The organism is Phormidium tenue FACHB-1050 (genome assembly GCF_014696925.1).
GTDB lineage: Bacteria > Cyanobacteriota > Cyanobacteriia > Pseudanabaenales > Pseudanabaenaceae > Pseudanabaena.
Window position 1 is genome coordinate 1 of record NZ_JACJQY010000014.1, and the last position, 18488, is coordinate 18488.

General features: G+C 41.9%; 16 protein-coding genes and 1 pseudogene. 5 read left to right on the forward strand and 12 right to left on the reverse strand.

The window, feature by feature from the left end; genetic code table 11:
• Nucleotides 1-137: 137 nt before the first annotated feature.
• From H6G05_RS10560 to H6G05_RS10590, 6 genes and pseudogenes are all read right to left on the reverse strand, one after another.
• Complete coding sequence (locus H6G05_RS10560; RefSeq protein ID WP_190578139.1) at nucleotides 138-479, reverse strand: transposase; 342 nt, start codon at nucleotides 477-479, stop codon at nucleotides 138-140.
• Nucleotides 460-1206 carry an ISAs1 family transposase gene (locus tag H6G05_RS10565; RefSeq protein ID WP_190578140.1) on the reverse strand — a complete coding sequence of 249 codons (747 nt, stop codon included), beginning with the start codon at nucleotides 1204-1206 and terminating at the stop codon, nucleotides 460-462. The genes H6G05_RS10560 and H6G05_RS10565 overlap by 20 nt, the downstream gene beginning before the upstream one ends.
• Before the next feature lie 350 nt (nucleotides 1207-1556).
• Nucleotides 1557-2404, reverse strand: a pseudogene (locus H6G05_RS10570) (ISAs1 family transposase).
• The gene (locus tag H6G05_RS10580; protein ID WP_190578141.1) at nucleotides 2347-2670 is read right to left on the reverse strand and encodes a transposase family protein; all 324 of its coding nucleotides are present in this window, start codon (nucleotides 2668-2670) and stop codon (nucleotides 2347-2349) included. The pseudogene H6G05_RS10570 and the gene H6G05_RS10580 overlap by 58 nt, the downstream one beginning before the upstream one ends.
• Before the next feature lie 195 nt (nucleotides 2671-2865).
• A complete protein-coding gene (locus tag H6G05_RS10585; protein WP_190578142.1) occupies nucleotides 2866-3741 on the reverse strand; it encodes a Cif family virulence factor in 876 nt (291 codons plus the stop codon).
• Between the two features lie 167 nt (nucleotides 3742-3908).
• A complete protein-coding gene (locus H6G05_RS10590) occupies nucleotides 3909-5405 on the reverse strand; it encodes a bifunctional orotidine-5'-phosphate decarboxylase/orotate phosphoribosyltransferase (protein WP_190578143.1) in 1497 nt (498 codons plus the stop codon).
• Between the two features lie 381 nt (nucleotides 5406-5786).
• On the opposite strand from H6G05_RS10590, the gene H6G05_RS10595 reads away from it, so the two are divergent.
• Complete coding sequence (locus tag H6G05_RS10595) at nucleotides 5787-6710, forward strand: peptidoglycan DD-metalloendopeptidase family protein (RefSeq protein WP_190578144.1); 924 nt, start codon at nucleotides 5787-5789, stop codon at nucleotides 6708-6710.
• 323 nt (nucleotides 6711-7033) lie between these two features.
• Here H6G05_RS10595 and H6G05_RS10600 read toward each other — a convergent pair whose 3' ends face one another.
• The gene (locus H6G05_RS10600) at nucleotides 7034-8050 is read right to left on the reverse strand and encodes an FHA domain-containing protein (protein WP_190578145.1); all 1017 of its coding nucleotides are present in this window, start codon (nucleotides 8048-8050) and stop codon (nucleotides 7034-7036) included.
• Between the two features lie 421 nt (nucleotides 8051-8471).
• Between H6G05_RS10600 and H6G05_RS10605 the strand changes: the two genes are divergently transcribed.
• Nucleotides 8472-9812: an efflux RND transporter periplasmic adaptor subunit gene (locus H6G05_RS10605; RefSeq protein WP_190578146.1), complete on the forward strand. Its 1341-nt coding sequence runs from the start codon at nucleotides 8472-8474 to the stop codon at nucleotides 9810-9812.
• A 327-nt stretch (nucleotides 9813-10139) separates the two neighbouring features.
• Here H6G05_RS10605 and H6G05_RS10610 read toward each other — a convergent pair whose 3' ends face one another.
• The 3 genes from H6G05_RS10610 to H6G05_RS10620 all read right to left on the reverse strand — a co-directional run bounded on the left by H6G05_RS10610 (nucleotide 10140) and on the right by H6G05_RS10620 (nucleotide 12550).
• Complete coding sequence (locus H6G05_RS10610) at nucleotides 10140-10400, reverse strand: hypothetical protein (protein ID WP_190578147.1); 261 nt, start codon at nucleotides 10398-10400, stop codon at nucleotides 10140-10142.
• A 44-nt stretch (nucleotides 10401-10444) separates the two neighbouring features.
• Nucleotides 10445-11704, reverse strand: a complete 1260-nt coding sequence (gene mltA, locus H6G05_RS10615; RefSeq protein WP_322096349.1) for a murein transglycosylase A — start codon at nucleotides 11702-11704, stop codon at nucleotides 10445-10447.
• Nucleotides 11705-11797: 93 nt separating this feature from the next.
• Entirely contained in the window at nucleotides 11798-12550 is a 753-nt protein-coding gene (locus H6G05_RS10620) for a glycosyltransferase (protein ID WP_190578148.1), read from the reverse strand.
• Between the two features lie 622 nt (nucleotides 12551-13172).
• On the opposite strand from H6G05_RS10620, the gene H6G05_RS10625 reads away from it, so the two are divergent.
• The 3 genes from H6G05_RS10625 (at nucleotide 13173) to H6G05_RS10635 (ending at nucleotide 16751) form a co-directional block, all read left to right on the forward strand.
• Nucleotides 13173-14435, forward strand: a complete 1263-nt coding sequence (locus H6G05_RS10625) for a hybrid sensor histidine kinase/response regulator (RefSeq protein WP_190578149.1) — start codon at nucleotides 13173-13175, stop codon at nucleotides 14433-14435.
• 512 nt (nucleotides 14436-14947) lie between these two features.
• Entirely contained in the window at nucleotides 14948-16048 is a 1101-nt protein-coding gene (locus H6G05_RS10630) for a hybrid sensor histidine kinase/response regulator (RefSeq protein ID WP_190578150.1), read from the forward strand.
• 421 nt (nucleotides 16049-16469) lie between these two features.
• Entirely contained in the window at nucleotides 16470-16751 is a 282-nt protein-coding gene (locus H6G05_RS10635; protein ID WP_190578151.1) for a hypothetical protein, read from the forward strand.
• Nucleotides 16752-16796: 45 nt separating this feature from the next.
• On the opposite strand, the gene H6G05_RS10640 is transcribed toward H6G05_RS10635, so the two are convergent.
• The gene (locus H6G05_RS10640; protein ID WP_190578152.1) at nucleotides 16797-17618 is read right to left on the reverse strand and encodes a PhzF family phenazine biosynthesis protein; all 822 of its coding nucleotides are present in this window, start codon (nucleotides 17616-17618) and stop codon (nucleotides 16797-16799) included.
• A gap of 121 nt (nucleotides 17619-17739) precedes the next feature.
• Nucleotides 17740-18468, reverse strand: a complete 729-nt coding sequence (locus H6G05_RS10645) for a hypothetical protein (protein WP_190578153.1) — start codon at nucleotides 18466-18468, stop codon at nucleotides 17740-17742.
• Nucleotides 18469-18488 lie beyond the last annotated feature (20 nt).

An 18488-nucleotide genomic window follows, 5' to 3' on the forward strand; every position in this document is an offset into this window, starting at 1 on the left:
TCTCCTTTTCATTCTCTTGGATTTGCTCAGTTATCCATTCTCTGGGTTACTTTTTCCTGCTCTTTTTTTGATTTTTTTAATCAACTTAGTCTAGACTCCAGCAGAGAGGGAGAAGCAGAAAATTTAGAAGGAGGAAATCAGTAAGAATAAGAGCAGGAGAGAATATCAAAAACTTGATGAACTTGATTCGCGAGAACACGTTGCCCCTGAGGAATAGTGCGATAACCAAGGCGACGAACAGTGGTCATGATAAAACAGTGAATAATTGCCCAAATAGTAGGAGCATTACCACCACGACGTAAGCCCGTATCCTCTTGAAAAAGGACATCCCGCACCCAATGCAATCGATTTTCAATACCCCAATGTAGGCGAATCGGATCAAGAAACTGGGATGCATTGAGAGGCAAATCAGAGATATAACCAAGAGACTCAAAAAAAGGCTTGTCATCACGCCAGCCCTCACGTTCGACATAAATCAAAGGGGGCAGGATAGACCCAAACGCGACGACGCACTTGACGACCGTGAGATTTGTCAAACTCTTCAGCATAACTAAGTGCTTCCGTTGTTTGATGTAAGTTATCCAAAGCCTTGAGCAGATTCGGCTGATTATTTTTGAGGGCAATCAAATAATGCTGTCCCTGCTCAGCAATTAATTTAACCGTATCTTTTTGACAATGTAAGGCATCCATAGTGAAAGAGGCTTTCTGCCCTTGTAAAGAGGTAATTACTTGTTTAACTACTTCAATTTCACTAATTTGTTTGTTTTCGGATATAGAAAGGGCTATTACTTCTCCCGTTTCGTGGGTAAAAGCTGATACGGTACTGGTAAAGTTTTGCCGAGAATCGCTCTGATTGGAGACAGTACATTTGATGCTTTTACCATCTATCGACAGCCATAGCCCTGATTCGCCTGTATGGCTATTGCGACACCACTCGTTAAATAGTTTAACTATTGGCTCAATTTCTACTCCTTGAATTACACGACGAAAGGTGGAATATGATGGGATTCGCCTCTCTGGTGCTAGCTCCAGCATTGTTTGTAGAGTTAGCCAATGTTTCTCACAGAAATCTGCTAATGGTCGATATCCGTGATAATTACACAATACTCCCAGCAAGGTTAAGCACATGACTAGCCACAGTGGATGACGCTTACCGTTGCTTTTCCGATGGTCTGGGATCTGCTTTAATTGTTCTATAAAGTTCATGGTCTGGTTTTGCTTTTTGCTTAGCTCTTTCCAGACCATTTTTTACTATTTTGGCTTTTTGTTTTTCTGTAATCCCTACTCACTATCCCTTTCCGAATTTGAAACCACCCTGCTTTTTAAGCTACCGTATACACACAAGTCTAGATTTTGTCTGCACACATCGAGAACGCCTTGCACTCAAGTGCAGGCTAAGAGCTAAAACCCGTTAAAACGGGTTGATTTTGTTCAGTCATTTTCAGTCATCTTTAGATGACTTTAGCTTTTAGCCAAGAACTTGAGTTCTTGGTGACTTGTGTGTACACGGTAGGCTTTTTAAGGCAGGGCTATTTCAAGAAAGAGCTAGAGAGATTTTAAGAAAGTAAAGACAAGATAGCAGGTAAATTATGTGCAAAATAGTCAATAGCACCTTTAATTGATTCAAAGCCATTATTTCTAAATATAGAAAGCACCCAAGTCCTAATAATCGATAGATTAATCGGTGTTTTACCTGCTCTTTGCTTACTCTCATCTTCATTGAAAATGACATCTTTTACCCAATGCAGGCGATTTTCAATATGCCAATGCTGACGAATCACTTTGGCAATCCTAGTTGAAGTAGGAGAAAGAGAACTGATGTAGTAGCTTAGAGTGCTGAAGGCAATACCATCTCTAACTCCTGAACGAGTAACTCTAATCACCGAAAGCACTTTTTGCCAACTTGGGTCGATAGTTGGCGGTGGTGTAAATACCTCCACCAATCTCTTAACTTTTCGCCCTCTGGATAAGTCGTATTCGACCTTAACTTGGTATGGTTGTGCTTGCTCAGTATGCAATTGAATCGCTGCTTGTAGTTTTGGTTGATTTTTCTTGACTTTGATTATGTAGTCATTTTTGCTAGCAACAATTGCTTCGACTGTTTTTTTTGACAGTGTAAAGCATCCATCGTAAATACATGATTTTCTAACTTAAGCTGTGATAGCAACTGTTGAATGACGCTAATCTCACTCTCTTTTTTGTTTTCCATCACCCCTGTGGCGATCACTGTTCCCTGTTGTTGTGAAAATAGGGACACCATACTAATAAAGTTCTGTTGGCTGTTATCGCAATTACTGACTGTATTTCGCAGACTTTTGCCATCTCCTGCTATAGCTGCTCCTGTGGCTATAGCTTGCTTTTGCGCCCATTTGTTAAATGCACCATTGAGATACTCATAATAAATGCACCATTGAGATACTCATAGTCTATTTCCATCATTACTCGTCTCATGGTTGAGTAGGATGGTACTGTTTTTTGTTTGAGGGCTAGTCTTTGAATTAGGTCACGTCGATGTCTTTCGGCAAATCTTCCCCATCCTTGAATACTCTGATGTCCACTCATGATTGCCATGATCACTATCAGCAGGATTTGCCATATTTCATCTCGCTTTCCTTTTGCCTTGCGGGGATCTGGTATCTCTTTGAGATAATCAACTAGACTATTACTCATTTTTTGGCTTATTTGACTTGATTAGATTAAATTATTATAAAAATACCTCTAAGTCTGTCACTAACCTTTTTCTGTTTGCTCCTAACCTTTCTTGAAATAGCCCTGCCTTTTTAAGGGGGGCTGGGGGGATCTAGACAATTCTTAAATAGTTTCTAAAATAAAAGGCGGCGCTTCGCACCGTCTTTTATTTTAAATTTAGAGAGTTTGATCGTTGTTAGGGCGTGGACGGACACGGCTAGGAGTCGTGTCTGGCTCAGGTAGAGGAGTATATTGATTGCCTGTGAAATCTTTGCTAACACGTAAGCGCTGGCTAGCGATCGTAATGCCCGACTCGCGTACCAACACTACAGAGATCCAGCGATCACCTGAGGAAAAAGGAGCCTGACCAATTTTGAATAACCCACCTGCACGCAAAGGACGCAGGTTGATCATGTTTTCATTTAGATAATTCTTCGCTTCGACAGGTTCTTCGATCGCCGCCCCTAACAATAAACTTGTACCCAATGGCTCGGTGACGATCGCATCAAGGACGTACTGACGACCTACACCGATCAGTTCAGGCACTTTCAACTTAACGGGTGGTGGCGCATCACCCGTACTCAATGAAGACTGCTCTGCTAAAACTTGCTGTGATACAACCTGAAGCTGTCCATTGATATTTTTATAGGTCTGCGTCGAAATCAATTTAGCATCTAACTTGAAGTTATCGTTCTCAGCCCCACGCATTCCTTGCACCATCGTTACTGTTTCCGCAGTAATCAAGTCTCCTTTTTTTTCCCATTTGGAGATTTCAGTGCGATAGGTAATGTTTTTGTACCGTTGCCACAGTTCGCTTAATGTCTGCTTGTAGCGATCGCGGGTTAGCCCATCGGAATGATTAAAAGTCGGAGCATAATATTTCATCACCGTTTCAATATCTTGCTTACTGGCTGCCTTGTCCAGCGCAAATACGATATTTTCCAATTCGGCGGGTGCGGGCTTAGAGGATTGAGCAGCAAGTGCAGGATTGGCGATCGGCACAAGCGTGGCAATAGCCCCAGAAACAAGTAATAGACTAATTCTTTTGAACATGCGTAACTCTAATCAATAACCTGTAAGGACGAGATTGCGAGTAAAAATTTTGTCGCAAACAAATTTTTACTCGTGTTATTTCCACCAAAACACAATAGATTTTTTGAAAGTGTTGCTTAGCAACACTTTCAAAAAATCTATTGGTTTTGGCTTGAGCGCAAAGCGCTTTAAGAATGCGATAAAGCAAGAAATTGTTTCTCAGTTATACGCCCAGATTGGTATAGTGTCTCATTTATTTCAGAGATTTTTAACACCGCGTGGGGTGAATATCCACTTTTTTGAATGCGATCGCATACTCCCGACTCATGATCGATGAATACGACGATATCACGCACCTTTAAGCCGCAGCTTTCAATTTTCTGCGCCCCTTCGATCGCACTCTTACCCGAAATCAAAATATCATCAACCACGACTATAGTTTCACCTGCTTCATAATTTCCCTCAATCAAGCGTCTGGCTCCATAGGCTTTCACCTCCTTGCGTGGGAAAATCAATGGGAAATTTAAACGTAATGCTAGCCCTGAAGCTGTGGGTAATGAGCCGTAGGGAATCCCTGCAATGCGATCGAATTTCAGAGCTTGCAAGATCTCCGCATAAGTGCCAATTACTGCATCAAATACTTGAGGATTGGAAATAATTCGCCGTAAATCGATGTAATAGGGGAAAACTTGACCAGAGGCTTGCACGGTTTCTTCAAAGGTAATGCAGCCAATATCAAACAACTGCAAGATCAGATTGGCATGGGGATGTCCAGCTTGATCGAGCAAACAAACATTGGGCATCCATAGATCGCAGGTAGGACGTTGATGCGTAGTCAAAGCGATCGCTTGATTGATCTCATCCCGTAGCGATCGCACTAATTGGGCAGGTTCACCAATTGCCAGCGCATCTTGATTGACAGGCAAAATTAAGCCATCCCCATTAGCATCTAGCCCAGCATTGAGAATTGCCGATAGGTTTTCGATTCTCTGACCACTACCTTGACTATTTGCCCAGATACTTCTCGCCAAGATTAAGCGCTCAGGAGCCAGCGATCGCACCTTTGCCAAAGCTTCAGGATTTGCCGCCCCAATCTCTAGGGCTAAATTATCCATTCCTGCCCAAGCTTGGCAATTTTGCACCACATTTAGATATAAAGGCTGCTCTCGATTGGGATATTCTTGAAAATCTTGGGCAGTTGTATTCGATGAATAGCAACTTACAAAAATTGCTTTATCGGGATACATCAAAAATCGCGCTGCCAAATCTTGCCCCACATAGGGACTTAAGGTAATCGCATCCACACCCCACTGCTCAAAGGCAGTCTTCGCCATCACCGTGCTGCTATTGAGATCCGTATGTTTAGCATCCAGAATAATCGGAATCTCTGGCGGAATCACTGCTAATGTCTTGGCTAATAGCTCTAATCCGCCTGCCCCTAACGCTGTATAAAATCCTAAGGTCGGTTTATAGGCACAGACCAGATCAGCCGTGGACTGAATGATAAAGTTCATCCATTCCCAGAGATAGGTAACTGCATGATCGGGATAGGCTCCAGACTTCATTTCCGAGTCATATCTTGTCTTGTACTTGTCAGGCATTACTTCAGGATTGGGGTCAAGTCCCAAACATAAAATGCTCTGATTAGTAGCGATCGCAGCCCTGAGTTTTGAGGCAAAGCTCATAATTTAACAGCTTAGGTTCAAGCAGATTTTTTTGAAGTTGCAACAAATATACCGCTTAGATCTTCATTGTTTAGATGTTTTTGACGGCGCGGCTTCGCCGCGCCGTCAAAAACTGGTTCTCTTGTTCGACATCTGCTATAAAAAGTTGTTTTTGCAGACAAGTACTTGTCTGCAAAAACAACTTTTTATCTGACTAATAATCGCGAGTTGTCATATTTCATCAAAATTGATGTAGAATCTCACTCGTTCTCGTTACGCAAATTTTCAGAGCATTATCCCTAGCCTTCTACAAGTCGAATTACAGGGCTTTTTGTACATTTTTGTATGGCTTGTAGCTTGCTCTCAACCGTCCTACAGCGCAACGTTCCCATGCAAAACTTTATGTCTCGCTCCCACCAGTCATTTAATTTATTGGCTAATCGTAAATTAGCTAATAAATCCAAATCCCTGAATATACGTCTGCTATCACTGACCCTATGTGGCTTAGCTGGTAGTTTCGCGATCGCGACACCCATAGCACAAGCAAATCGCCTCGAAACCTTCGTCTATGATTTGACCGATAGCAAGATCGAGTTTTCGCTCCAAAACGACATTGAGCCTAAGGGAACTGTGATTAGTAATCCCACACGCATCGTGATTGACTTACCAGGGATTGTCTATCAGGGCCCAACCGTAAGGCGGCGCGTCGGACGCGGAGTGCAAGCGGTGCGCGTCGGACAGGTTGATGCCAATACCACCAGAATGGTTGTAGAGCTTTCGCCCGAAGTCACTCTCAATCCTCAAGATTTACGCCTTAAATCCAGACAACCAGGGCGATGGACGATGCAGCTTCCCCAAAATATTGCGGCGATCGACCTTAATAGTGTTTCTAATTTTTCACTCCCTGTTACAGGATCGGCGATCAGTTCTGGTTTCGGCTGGCGTGTGCATCCGATCACAGGTCAGAGAAAATTGCATAAAGGCGTTGATTTTGCGGCTCCCACTGGTACACCAATTTTTGCGGCGGCTGATGGTGTAGTTACTTATTCGGGATGGACGGATGATGGTTATGGCAATGTTGTCGAGTTGCGTCATGGGAATGGGGAGTTGACGCTTTATGCCCATACCAACAGGGTGTTTGTATCAAAGGGGCAAGTTGTGAACAAGGGACAGGCGATCGCGGAAGTTGGCTCAACTGGACGCAGCACGGGGCCACATCTGCACTTTGAAATTCAACCTGATGGCAGAACTGCCGTCGATCCTATGGATTATTTACAACTTCGCCAAGTGACTCTAGATTTAGCCTCTAATAGTTTCAAAGATTAAACAAAGTAATGGCGGCGCTTCGCGCTGCCATTACTTTGTTTAATCTTATTTGAAAGAGGAAGAGGGCTTGGAGACCAAGCCCCTACATTAATTTGAATACTATTGTTACGTGGATAGAATTCCTGTGATCGCATAAGTCTAGGGCTGGCTGGCACGGGGGCGCAGCCCCTACGGTAATTCTAAATTTTGGGGTAGGGGCAATCCCCCCGTGGTTGCCCTGTCACGCTAGCAGCAAGAGATTCATCAACTTACGTAACATCAGTGAATAGTCGTCATAGGATCACCAAAGAAAGCCCTCCAAAGGAGGGCTTTCTTTGACAGTTTTAATCTGCGTCTAGCTTCTGGATATATGTTCCTAATTCGTTAAAAGTGCCAGCATAGGTGATGGTAGGAGTCGTATAGCCTTTAAGCTCCACAGAATACTGCTTGAGTGGTAGTAATACCGCAGCATAGGGCGTATGGCTGTAAGTTGCAGAACCGATCGCCACATCCAATCCCAACTGCTTAGTTGAGGACTCCAACCGAAAGGCTGCATTCACTGTATCGCCAAGAGCCGTATAGTCTGGATGCTCACTAGTTCCCATTTGTCCAACCATGGCATAGCCAGTGTTTATCCCCGCACCTACACGCAATTGAAATGGTAATTCAAACTGCTGATTGAGTTCATTGCTCATTTCATACAGCTCATAGAGAGCACGATAGACTTTGAGCATATCTTGGGTAGCCACAGTATCTGAACCCTTGCCAGCCTCATGAATCCAGACCGTCATCACCGCATCACCAATGTACTTATCTACCCAACTACCATAGCGATCGATGATCTCACCAGCGCGGCGAAACCATGTGCCGATCGCCTCTGAGAGAATATGCTCATCCATTAGCTGAGTCAGTTTGGTGAAATCCCGAATATCTACGACTAAGACTGTAATTAGTTGGCGCTTATGCAGCATCGCCGTTGCTGCTGCATCGGTATTTTCTTCGTTTTGAGTATTGCTAGTATCGGGAGAAGTGATTGTTTCGGGACAATAAAATTCTAAATTTGTTTCGCCAAGGGTGACGCGATCGCCATTTTTTAAGCTGATGGGAATGGTCACCCGTCGTCCATTCACAAATGAACCATTGCGACTACCAAGATCGATCAAAAAATAACTACTTTCTCCAACAATTTGAAACATGGCGTGGTTGCGCGATGCACATTTATCCGATAGGGGGATATCATTTTCTGAGCCGCGCCCTAACGTCCAAGAATATGCATTCACAAGGGGAATCTGCATCGCACCTTGAGATCCATGAAGTACGATATGTGGTTTTTCATCCCAAGTTGTGACAGGCTGACTCACAAGGTTATTAACCCCCAAATATAAATTTACGAGTGGATTTACAAATATTTTGCGTCTCTTTGAGTCCTTGCTTTTGCTAATATACCGTTTTTTGAGGGTTCTTGCGTTACAGCCTATTGGCGCTTTGAGTACAGAAAGATTTTTGAAAGCGGCGCGATGCGCCGCTTTCAAAAATCTTTCTGGGTTTTAAATCAGCGCAAAGCGCTGTAATCCCTTAGCAATGATGCTGAGGGGTGATGCCAAATAAACGCTAATACCATAACTTATTTATATATAGCGATCTTCCCTTAAACCCAAACCAAGGAATTTTTTGAAAGTGTTGTATGGCAACACTTTCAAAAAATTCCTTGGGGTTCGTTTGATTGGTAACTGCTGTAGATATAATTTTTCATGCCGTTAGCTTCGTTTAGGCTTAATCTCGATGCAAACTACTGTTTCCCCCAAACAAGAAAATAAAAAGCCCAAAAGTTTTTGGACAAAGCCTTGGTTCGTTGTAGTTTTACTCGTCGTTTTGCTAGGCGGTGGATTTACAGCTTTTCGGGTTTTGGCTAGCATGAATCAAAACCGATCATCAATCAATGACCAAACTCAATTAGTTGAGTCTAAATCTTTAGATATCAAAATCAAAGCTAGCGGATCTGTTGTCCCCATTGAAACTGTCAACCTCAGTCCCAAGCAAGCAGGAAAACTAGTTGAGCTATTAGTTGAGCAAGGAGCGCGAGTCAAACAGGGACAAGTCATTGCCAGAATGGACAATGCGAACTTGATTCCGCAGCTTTATCAGGCTCAAGCTAGTGCGGCAGCAAGTGAAGCTAATTTAGCCAGATTACGCAATGGTAGTCGTCCTGAAGATATTGCGGCGGCTCAGGCGAGGGTGGATGCTGCTCGTGGTCGGTTGGATGCTGCCCGATCGCGTTTAGCATTAACTAACTCGAAAACATCTCGCTTTCGGGGTTTACAAACTGAAGGAGCCATTTCTAGCGATCGCTTTGATGAAGTTGTAACTGATGATCGCAGCGCTCAGGCGGACTTGCAAACGGCTCAAGCCAATCTAGCGGAAGCAAATCGTCTATTAGAAGAAACACGCAATGGTAGCCGTGTCGAAGATATTGCCCAAGCTGAAGCGCAACTTGCCCAAGCGATCGCGGGTATCAGAATTATCGAAGTCCAGATCGAAGATACGATTATTCGCGCTCCCTTTGCAGGCATCATCACTCAAAAATATGCCAATGCTGGAGCCTTTGTCACGCCGACAACAACTGCTTCGGCAACCAATTCTTCAACATCGACTTCGATTGTGGCGATCGCTAATGGCTTAGAGATCATTGCTAAAGTCCCTGAAGTGGATATTTCCCAAATTAAGGTTGGTCAAGAAGTAGAAATTATTGCCGATGCTTTTCCGTCGGAGGTGTTTAAGGGCAAAGTGCGTTTGATTGCGCCTGAAGCGATCATTGAGCAGAATGTGACATCGTTCCAAGTGCGGGTAACCTTAGAAACTGGCAAGGACAAGCTGCAATCGGGGATGAATACCGATTTGCGCTTTATTGGTCAGAGAATTAATAGTGCGCTGGTTGTGCCAACGGTGGCGATCGTCACAGAAGAAGGGCAAACAGGTTTATTAATTGCTGATGAAAAGGGCAAATCCAAATTCCAACCTGTCACAATTGGGACAACGGTGGATAATCAGACTCAAATTTTAAGTGGTGCAAAAGTCGGCGATCGCGTATTTGTGAAACTCCCAGACAAAAAAGCAACTCCATAGCAAACACGTTCCCAAAAATTATTTTTATCTTTGTATTCAAAAAATATTTCGGAATTTCTTTGGCATCGCCAAAAAACTTCTTGTGGTTCGTTTGCTCGGTGATTGCGTTATATAGCAAAGCAAGTTTTGCTTAGGACAGATCGAGTGGCGGCGCGAAGCGCCGTCACTCGATTCAGCTATAGCCACCTGTATCAGGGTGTGAGGCGGCGCGAAGCGCCGCCTCACACTATTTGGGTTTTATGTCCTAACAAGAATGGCGACAGCTATACTAGCTAACTCTTTTTTTTGCTATACCAAAGCACAAAATGGCTTAGCCATTTTGTGCTTTTAAGCCCCTCTTCTGATTTCCTGTGATAACCATTCATCAACTGGCTGCCCATCTTTACGGGTGAGTTCTATCTCTACTATTACGGATGAATTGGAACCGACGGGAGCCATTTTTTGATGGAAACGAATTATATAATCTCTAGGATTGTGATTGCGCTCTTTGAGCCAGTCTTGGACTTTTAGTTCTGCAAATAATGATTGACCTTGCTCAAACATCTTTGCGACTTGCATTCTGATTGTAAAAGGATTGACTTGGGGCATAAAATTCTCCATCCATCACAATTGGCACAGCGTACCAACTGTAGTTATTTTTTTAATACAAGATAATACAGCTCGCCGTCACCTTTGATTAGTCCAGCCCTTTGTTTAGCCCGATCGCCTGTACCCATAAAAATATCTACACGACCCGCTCCACGAATTGCCCCACCCGTATCTTGATCGAGGACAAAACGCTGCACTGAGCGCAATTCAAGTTGACCTGTCGTAGGATTTTCAAAGGGAACTTCGGTGCGGATTAGTGCAATACCGCCAGAGGGGAAGAGCTTTTTATCGGTGGCAATTGATCGCTCGGCACTGACTGGCACTCCTATACTGCCAGTTGCAGGCTTACCACCAGTTTCGCGAAAAAAGACAAAACTAGGATTACGATTTAGGTACATGACTAAATCTTGGGGATTCTTTTGGAAATATTCGATCAAGGTTTGTAAAGTTACATCTTCAAGACGCATTTTGCCATCACGGACTAGCTCAGCTCCAACAGAGCGATAGGGCTGATTAGTTTTACCTGCATAGCCTACGGTCAATAGATTGCCATCGGGTAGTTCAAATCTGGCGGAACCTTGTACATGTACTAAGAAAGCTTGGAAGCGATCGCTTAACCATGCTATTTCCAATCCTGCTAACCGCTTACTACCTTCGAGCATGGCGCGGGTGGGATGGGGCGATCGCCATTGAGCAAAGTCAGATGGCAGAAGATAGAGAGGATATTTAAACTCCTCAGTACGAATACGACTCGCTTTGTAAACTGCTTCGTAATAACCCGTAAACTGTACGCTGCCATTACCGTCGCGTCCAACTGACTGATAGATATCAAATTCACGATTTACGGCTTGCTGTAAATCTTTAGCAGTGCGAGATACCTGTACGAGGCGACGGAATCGCACCAAACTGCGCTCCATTAAATCTTGACTAATTCCAGCCACAGGATAACGTTTAGCAGCCGATGGAGTACGAATATATTGAATGCTGTGATCGATCGCTTGCAACAGATTTTGGCGATCGCTTTCTAAGAGATCGTCAGTAATATCAAGGGTAAGCGGATTAACCGCTCTGGGGGCAATCGGCACTATAGCTTGAGCAAGTTTTAGTTCGGCTGCTTCGGCAGGGCTTTGAAAATGGGTTTGCATATAGCAAGGTGGCACGGCACAGATCAGCCCAACCCAAGTTGCAAATAAGATATCCCCACCCCGATATAAGGTCGATGTCCAAGACTTTTGCTTTGGCGATCGCTTGGTCTTGCTTAATTGGTCATATTTACTTTTGCCGAAACTATGGGAACCAATCACCCTTAAAAACTCCTCATTAAATAGTCTTTGCTAATCAACAATCCAAAACCCGAATATTAAATGAGTGATTTGCACTCATTTAATATTCGGGTTTTATTTGACTTGCTCATCATACTTGACGTTAATACTAGCCTTTTGTTCATACAAACGATTGAGCCGACTTGGATCAATGTTGAAGTGATAGCACATTTTTAACAACTGATTGAGCATAGCATGACGATATATTCCCCTTTGGTGAAACCGTCTTGCTGAGGTAATCACCTTACCTTGCGCCATTACAGGCTTCGAGAATTTGCTGAGGCGATCGCTTAACACTGTGTCCTCAAAAATATCAAGATCAGGGACATTCCCAATTTCAGCTAAAACTTGGCGATTAATAAACGGACAATGATCGAGATAGACGAGACTTTTTTGTCTAACACGTACATTATTAGAATACCAAGACGTAAAGTCCAATAACCAATGGGCAAAATCAAAACTATGACAAAATGCGCCCCAATCACCACCAGAGCCTAAACTCTGCTCAATTAGTTGCAAAGCATTACCTTCTGGCAAAAGTGTTGCAGGATGATGTAGCAAAATAATATCCCCTGTACTGGCGGCAATTCCATCATTGAGTCTTTGGGCGCGATTTTTGGCAAGCGATCGCACAACTTGGATTTCAGGTGATCGAGCTGCATAATTTTCTAAAACTAGGTCAGTCCCATCATCACTGGCACTGACCACCGCAATAATTTCTTTTTCACAATTGGGGGGAACTAATTGGTTAACTAAGTTATCGAGAATTCGGTCTAAATACCCATGCCGAATTTCATTAAGACAAGGCAGAATTATAGACAAGCGCATATAGTTATCCTCAATAGTTGGTGAGAGTAAGCCAAAAGGCTTGTACTCTCACCAACTATTTAATCTTATTAATTTTATTAGTAAGTAGCTAGGCATAATTAAAACTCAGAGCTAAAACCTGTGGCGCACGCGCAGCGTGCGCTAGAAGTTTTGTGGTTTTATATTTATTTGCGTCCAGCTACTTAGGAAGGTTTAATTGTTTGTAGGATACGTTAGTGCAATGTAACGCATCAATGAATCCCAAATCATAGGTTATGCGATCGCTAAACAATCCTACATTTAATTTCAATAAATTATTTATATAGTTTATATAGCAATCCTAAATAGTTTGTGGAAGCGCACCCCTTCGGGGTGTGCTTCCACAAACCCCAAAAAATCTACAAATGATTTAGGACTGCTATATATCAAATCTCAATCTAATTAAGTACGAGATTATCCTTTCGCCAAAAATGGGGAATAATTCTATTTACAGCGATCGCTGTAGCAATCCTAAATGATAAGTAAGCAAATGTTTTCTTGATCTATATTAGTAGGGGCAATTCATGAATTGTATCTACTAATAACTCATTTAACTCATTTAGGATCACTACATGATGATGACCACACCAAAAATATATTTATTATGACAAATCAAGAATTAAATCAAACTGAATCTATGGAGCAATTTGAAGATTCTCCACAAGCTCGTAATGCTTCTGTTCTCATCGTTGATGATACTATTTATAATATTCAACTTTTATCATTGATGTTAATTAGGCAAGGTTATAAAGTATACCAAGCTACTAGTGGATTAGAAGCACTAGATAAAGTTAACGAACAATTACCTGACATCATTTTACTAGACATTCGGATGCCTGATATTAATGGCTATGAGGTATGTACAAGATTAAAATCTAATCCCATAACTAAAGATATCCCAATTATTTTTATCAGCTCCATTGAAGAGCCATCCGAGAAAGTAGAAGCATTTTCCGTGGGTGGGGTGGACTATATTAGTAAACCATTTCAGTTAATTGAAGTGTTAGCTCGTATCGAAACACATTTGCGACTATGTTCATTACAAAAAAAGCTACAAGAGCAGAATGAACAGTTACAACTTTCGGCTGAGGTATTATCGCGATCGCTTAAACATGAACGCGAACTTAGTCAAATGAAAACGGATTTTATATCTGTAGTCTCCCATGAATTTCGGACTCCGCTAACAACGATTCAAAGTGCATCAGAGTTGCTGGAATATTACGAATGGACAAAAGAAGAAAAGGTTGAGCAACTGCATCAAATACAATCAGAAGTTAAACATATGACGGCTCTGATGGAAGATGTATTGTTTCTCAGTCGAAGTAATACTAATAAGGCAAAGCTAAATCTTACTAAATTTGATCTTTTAAGCTTTATTAGTCAACTTTTACGTCAGATGCAAAGAACTTTTGCTCAAGAATATACTCTTAATTCATCTATATATATATCTTCAAGTAATACGTCAATTGAAAATCTTCATTTTCAAAATGATCTGCCAACCTTAATCGTGAAAATGGATGAGAAATTATTGCGCCAAATCTTGACTAATCTCCTCACAAATGCAATTAAATATTCTCCCCAAAATAAAATCGTTGACTTTCGACTTACTGTCGAGCAAGATCAGGTAGTTTTTGTCATTAGTGATCATGGTATTGGCATTCCCGAAGAGGACTTAGAGCATCTATTTGGGGCCTTCCATCGTGGTAAAAATGTAGGCATATTACCTGGTACTGGATTAGGACTATCGATTGTTAAAAACTGTATTGATATTCACGATGGCTCTATATCTGTAGAAAGTCAGTTAGATATTGGTACTAAATTTACCGTAGTTTTACCAATTTCTGGCGAAGGACTTCCAGATGAATAATTTACCCATTCTAAAGAAATTAATTCTAGCCAAAGCTATAGCTAAAGTCGTTCTTGTAATAGCAATTCATAAAATAGCTACTCTACTTTATGAATTGCTATTACAATAGAGAATCCAAAATATAAGATGTAATACTTTATATAGCAATGTAAGTTTTACTCAGGACATAAAACCCAAAATATGAGTGGCGGCGCTTCGCGCCGCCACTCATATTTTGGGTTTTGATTTTTGTCCGAGCTATCTCTTACATTGCTATAGTTTATTGAACCTTTAAGTAGTACAGAAACAATTTTAAAAGCAGCGCTTTGCGCTGCTTTTAAAATTGTTTCTGGGTTTTGAGTCAGCGCTTTGCGCTGTGTACTGCATCTTATGTTTTGGATTGTGCAATGTATTAATTTTATTGGTGTCAGTTATGAATTTCAATATTTTTCATGAGTTTGTATGTATTATGTCTTAGATTTACTGTTGATTTCTATCGGTATAATGTTGCTTAAAGATATTAGCTATCTAGCATGAAAAAAATTCTCCTCATCGAAGATAATCCAAACGTCTTGCTAAATACCTCTAGAATGCTGCAAGCCGAAGGGTATATGGTGATCAGCGCGGATAATGGACGTGATGGTTTAGAGATGGCGCAGCAACATATTCCCAGCTTGATCATTTGCGATATTATGATGCCTGAAATTGATGGATATGGAGTTATCGCAGCTCTCCGTAATAACCCTGCAACAACGACAATCCCTTTTATATTTCTTAGTGCTAAGTCTGACAAAAACGACTTTCGTCAGGGCATGGAATTGGGATCAGATGACTATTTGACTAAACCTTTTACTAGAGATGAGCTATTGGGGGCGATTAATGCTCAGTTCAAGAAACAAGAAATAATTAATGGTTATTACAAACAAGAGTTAGCTAACTTGCGTGGCAATATCTCTAAGTCTCTACCACATCAGCTGTTATTTCCTGCGATCGAAGTCATGGGTTTAGCAGATATTTTGGTCAAAAATTATCATGCGATGCAAGCCCATGAAGTACCAGATATTGGTAAGCGGATTCGGAAAGCGGGGCGGGATATGCATGAAATGGTCAAAAAATTTCTGATGTATGCCGAGTTAGAGTCAACGGAAAATAATGCGGAATGGATTAGTCAAATCCGCAATAGTAAAGCAACTTTTGTTGATATTGAGATTGCTAGTTGCGCCAAGAAGATTGCCGAACACTATAATCGGATTTCTGATTTGCATGTTGATATTAAAGATGCCAGTATCCATATCTCAGACTCCTACTTAAATGTAATCGTTAAGGAAATTGTTGATAATGGGTTCAAGTTTTCGCCTGAAGGAACTGATGTAAATGTTTCAGGAAGTTATGATGACAAAGAATTTTGTTTGAGTGTAACTGATCATGGTCAGGGGATTGAACCAGAGCAGATTGCTAATTTTGGGGCCTATATCAAATTTGAGAAAAAACTTTATATTCAGCAGGGGACTGGGTTGGGATTGGCGATCGCTAAGCGTTTGCTTGAGCTGCATGGTGGTAGGTTAGAAATTGAAAGTATTCCCTATGAGCTAACTGTAGTAAGAGCTTTTTTACCTTTAAGCAATCGTAAGTAATACCGAAACAAACAATGGCGTAGCCATTGTTTGTTTTTATAGCTGTCGCCAAGTGTATGAGGACATGAAACCCAAGGAGAGAATGCGGCGCTTCGCGCCGCATTCTCTCCTTGGGTTTTGCTTTTGTCCTAACACAATCGACGGCAGCTATAAAACCCTCTCTGGGTTTGGTTTGCAATTCACAAAAGTGTGGCAACACTTTTGTGAATTGGTATAAAAGTGGCGGCGCGAAGCGCCGCCACTTTTATTGGGTTTTAAAACAGACAATGGCTTAGCCATTGTCTGTTTTGGTATTAGAGGTGATTGCAGTCACTTGTTTATACTTAAAACTGTCACAAGCTAGACCATTTAGCTATCACAGTTTGCTAAAGCTAATTAGTTGAACATAGGAGATGTGAAGAGCGTCCTGTGTCAGCTAGTTATGATTATTCTGTCCTTATCTGAAATCCAATTGACTAATTTCTCAACGCCGTGGGGAAATGAGAAAGGAATTAATTATTTAGGAAAAACTTTTTTGCCGATCAATGTTCATGTAAATCAACAGGAAGCGATCGCCGCCTGTCGTCGTGACTTAGATTTAGGAATGCTCTCCATCATTGTTGATGAGGGCGATCGCGTATCCCTATGGTGGTATTTCTCGGAATCGATTCATGCTGAATCTGTGGATTTTGAGGATTGCTTGAGCAAAGCAAGTTTTATTTAGGACATCACCCAAATAGATGAAGGTGGCGCAAAGCGCCGCCTTCATCTATTTGAGGTTGATCTGACCACGTAAAAAGGTTACTGCTTCACCTTTTAGCAAAACCCTAGTACCGCGATCGCCAACTTGAAGTTCACCAGTACGTGCTGATAACTGTTTGGCTTTGAGATTGCTTTTACTGAGACGATTTGCCCAATAGGGAGTGAGACTGCAATGGGCGGAGCCAGTAACTGGATCTTCAGGAATTCCTGCTTTCGGCGCAAAAAATCGTGACACAAAGTCGTAGGGGCTTTCAGGATCAGCGATCGCCGTAATAATAAATCCAAACCCATCTAATTTGGCGATAAGGTCAAATTGCGGCTGAAAGTTTTTGACTACGGATTCCGACTCTAATAATACCGTTAAGTAATCTTCCGCCTGTCCTTGGACTTGATAGGGTTGATCGCAGAATATTTCTGCTAATACTTGTAGCGATCTCTCTGAGCAAGTTTTATAAAAAGTAGCGGGAAAATCCATCACAATTAGCTGCTCTTCAAATCTAATTGTTAAGTCACCGCTCAATGTGGAGAAAATGAGAGGTAATTCGGGATCAATTACGTCTAGTTCGCGCAAATAATGGGCGATCGCAAGGGTGGCATGACCACAGAGTGCTACTTCTTGGGTCGGTGTAAACCATCGCAATTGAAAATGATTTTGTGAAGAATTTTTGTCTAAAGGCTTAACAAATGCGGTTTCTGATAGATTCATCTCCGCAGCAATTTGCTGCATTTGAGCATCTTCAGGAAATTGCTCAACCAATGTCGTAGCGGCAGGATTACCGCGAAATGATTGATTAGTAAATGCGTCAATAATAGCGATCGATAGTTGCATAAGTAGCTGGTATAAAACCCTAATACCTTTGGCGCACGCTGCGCGTGCGCCAAAGTTTTTTTTAATTATGCCCCTTAGTTCGTTTGTAGTAGCGCCCCTTTGGGGCGCTACTACAAACGAACTAAGGGATTGCTAGTTCTGCGTTTATAACTTGACTGTTAGATATTCTGAAGAAGTAATCTTTTAATTCTGTAAATTTTGGCTCGATCGCCCCAAAAGTTAAAATTACAAACTTATTATTACGACGCTGAAATCTACTGTTAGCTTGAAATTTAAGTTTCTGATTGCTAACTGTTACGGTTGATGTCCATGTAATCACAATATTCCCATTTGACTCCACTACAGGCGATCGCATCTCAAAATCAGTCTGATCGCCATACATACCCTTAATCATTACCCCAAAAACATCACTCAAACGATTCTCAGGGATTTCGCTCGGCGGTACAAAAATATTGGTGGAAATTGTTGCACGTCCCGTCTGTTCATTCCAAGTCAACAGTAACTCACCTGTTTGACTTTTATCAATCAGCTTCCAGCCCTTCGGTACGTCCATTTCCAGAATCCCCGAACGATGTTTGTAAGGTTCGAGTTCTTTTATCTCTAGTTCGGGTAAAGTGCTAGGAGCGATCGCAGGTTTAGGACTTGATGTAGGGACGCTAGTTGGAGCAGGAGTTGCCGTTGCAGTATTTGTGGGCGTGGCTGTTGGGGTAACTTTGGTGGTATCGTTCGCGGGCATAGAAAAGTTATTACTATTCCCAGAGTTGCCACAGGCGGTAAATAATCCTGTGACGATCGCTGATAGTAATAAAAAAACTGATAGCCTGATCGATGTTTTTCGCAGAAGAAACATAATGTTGCGCCCTAAGCAAA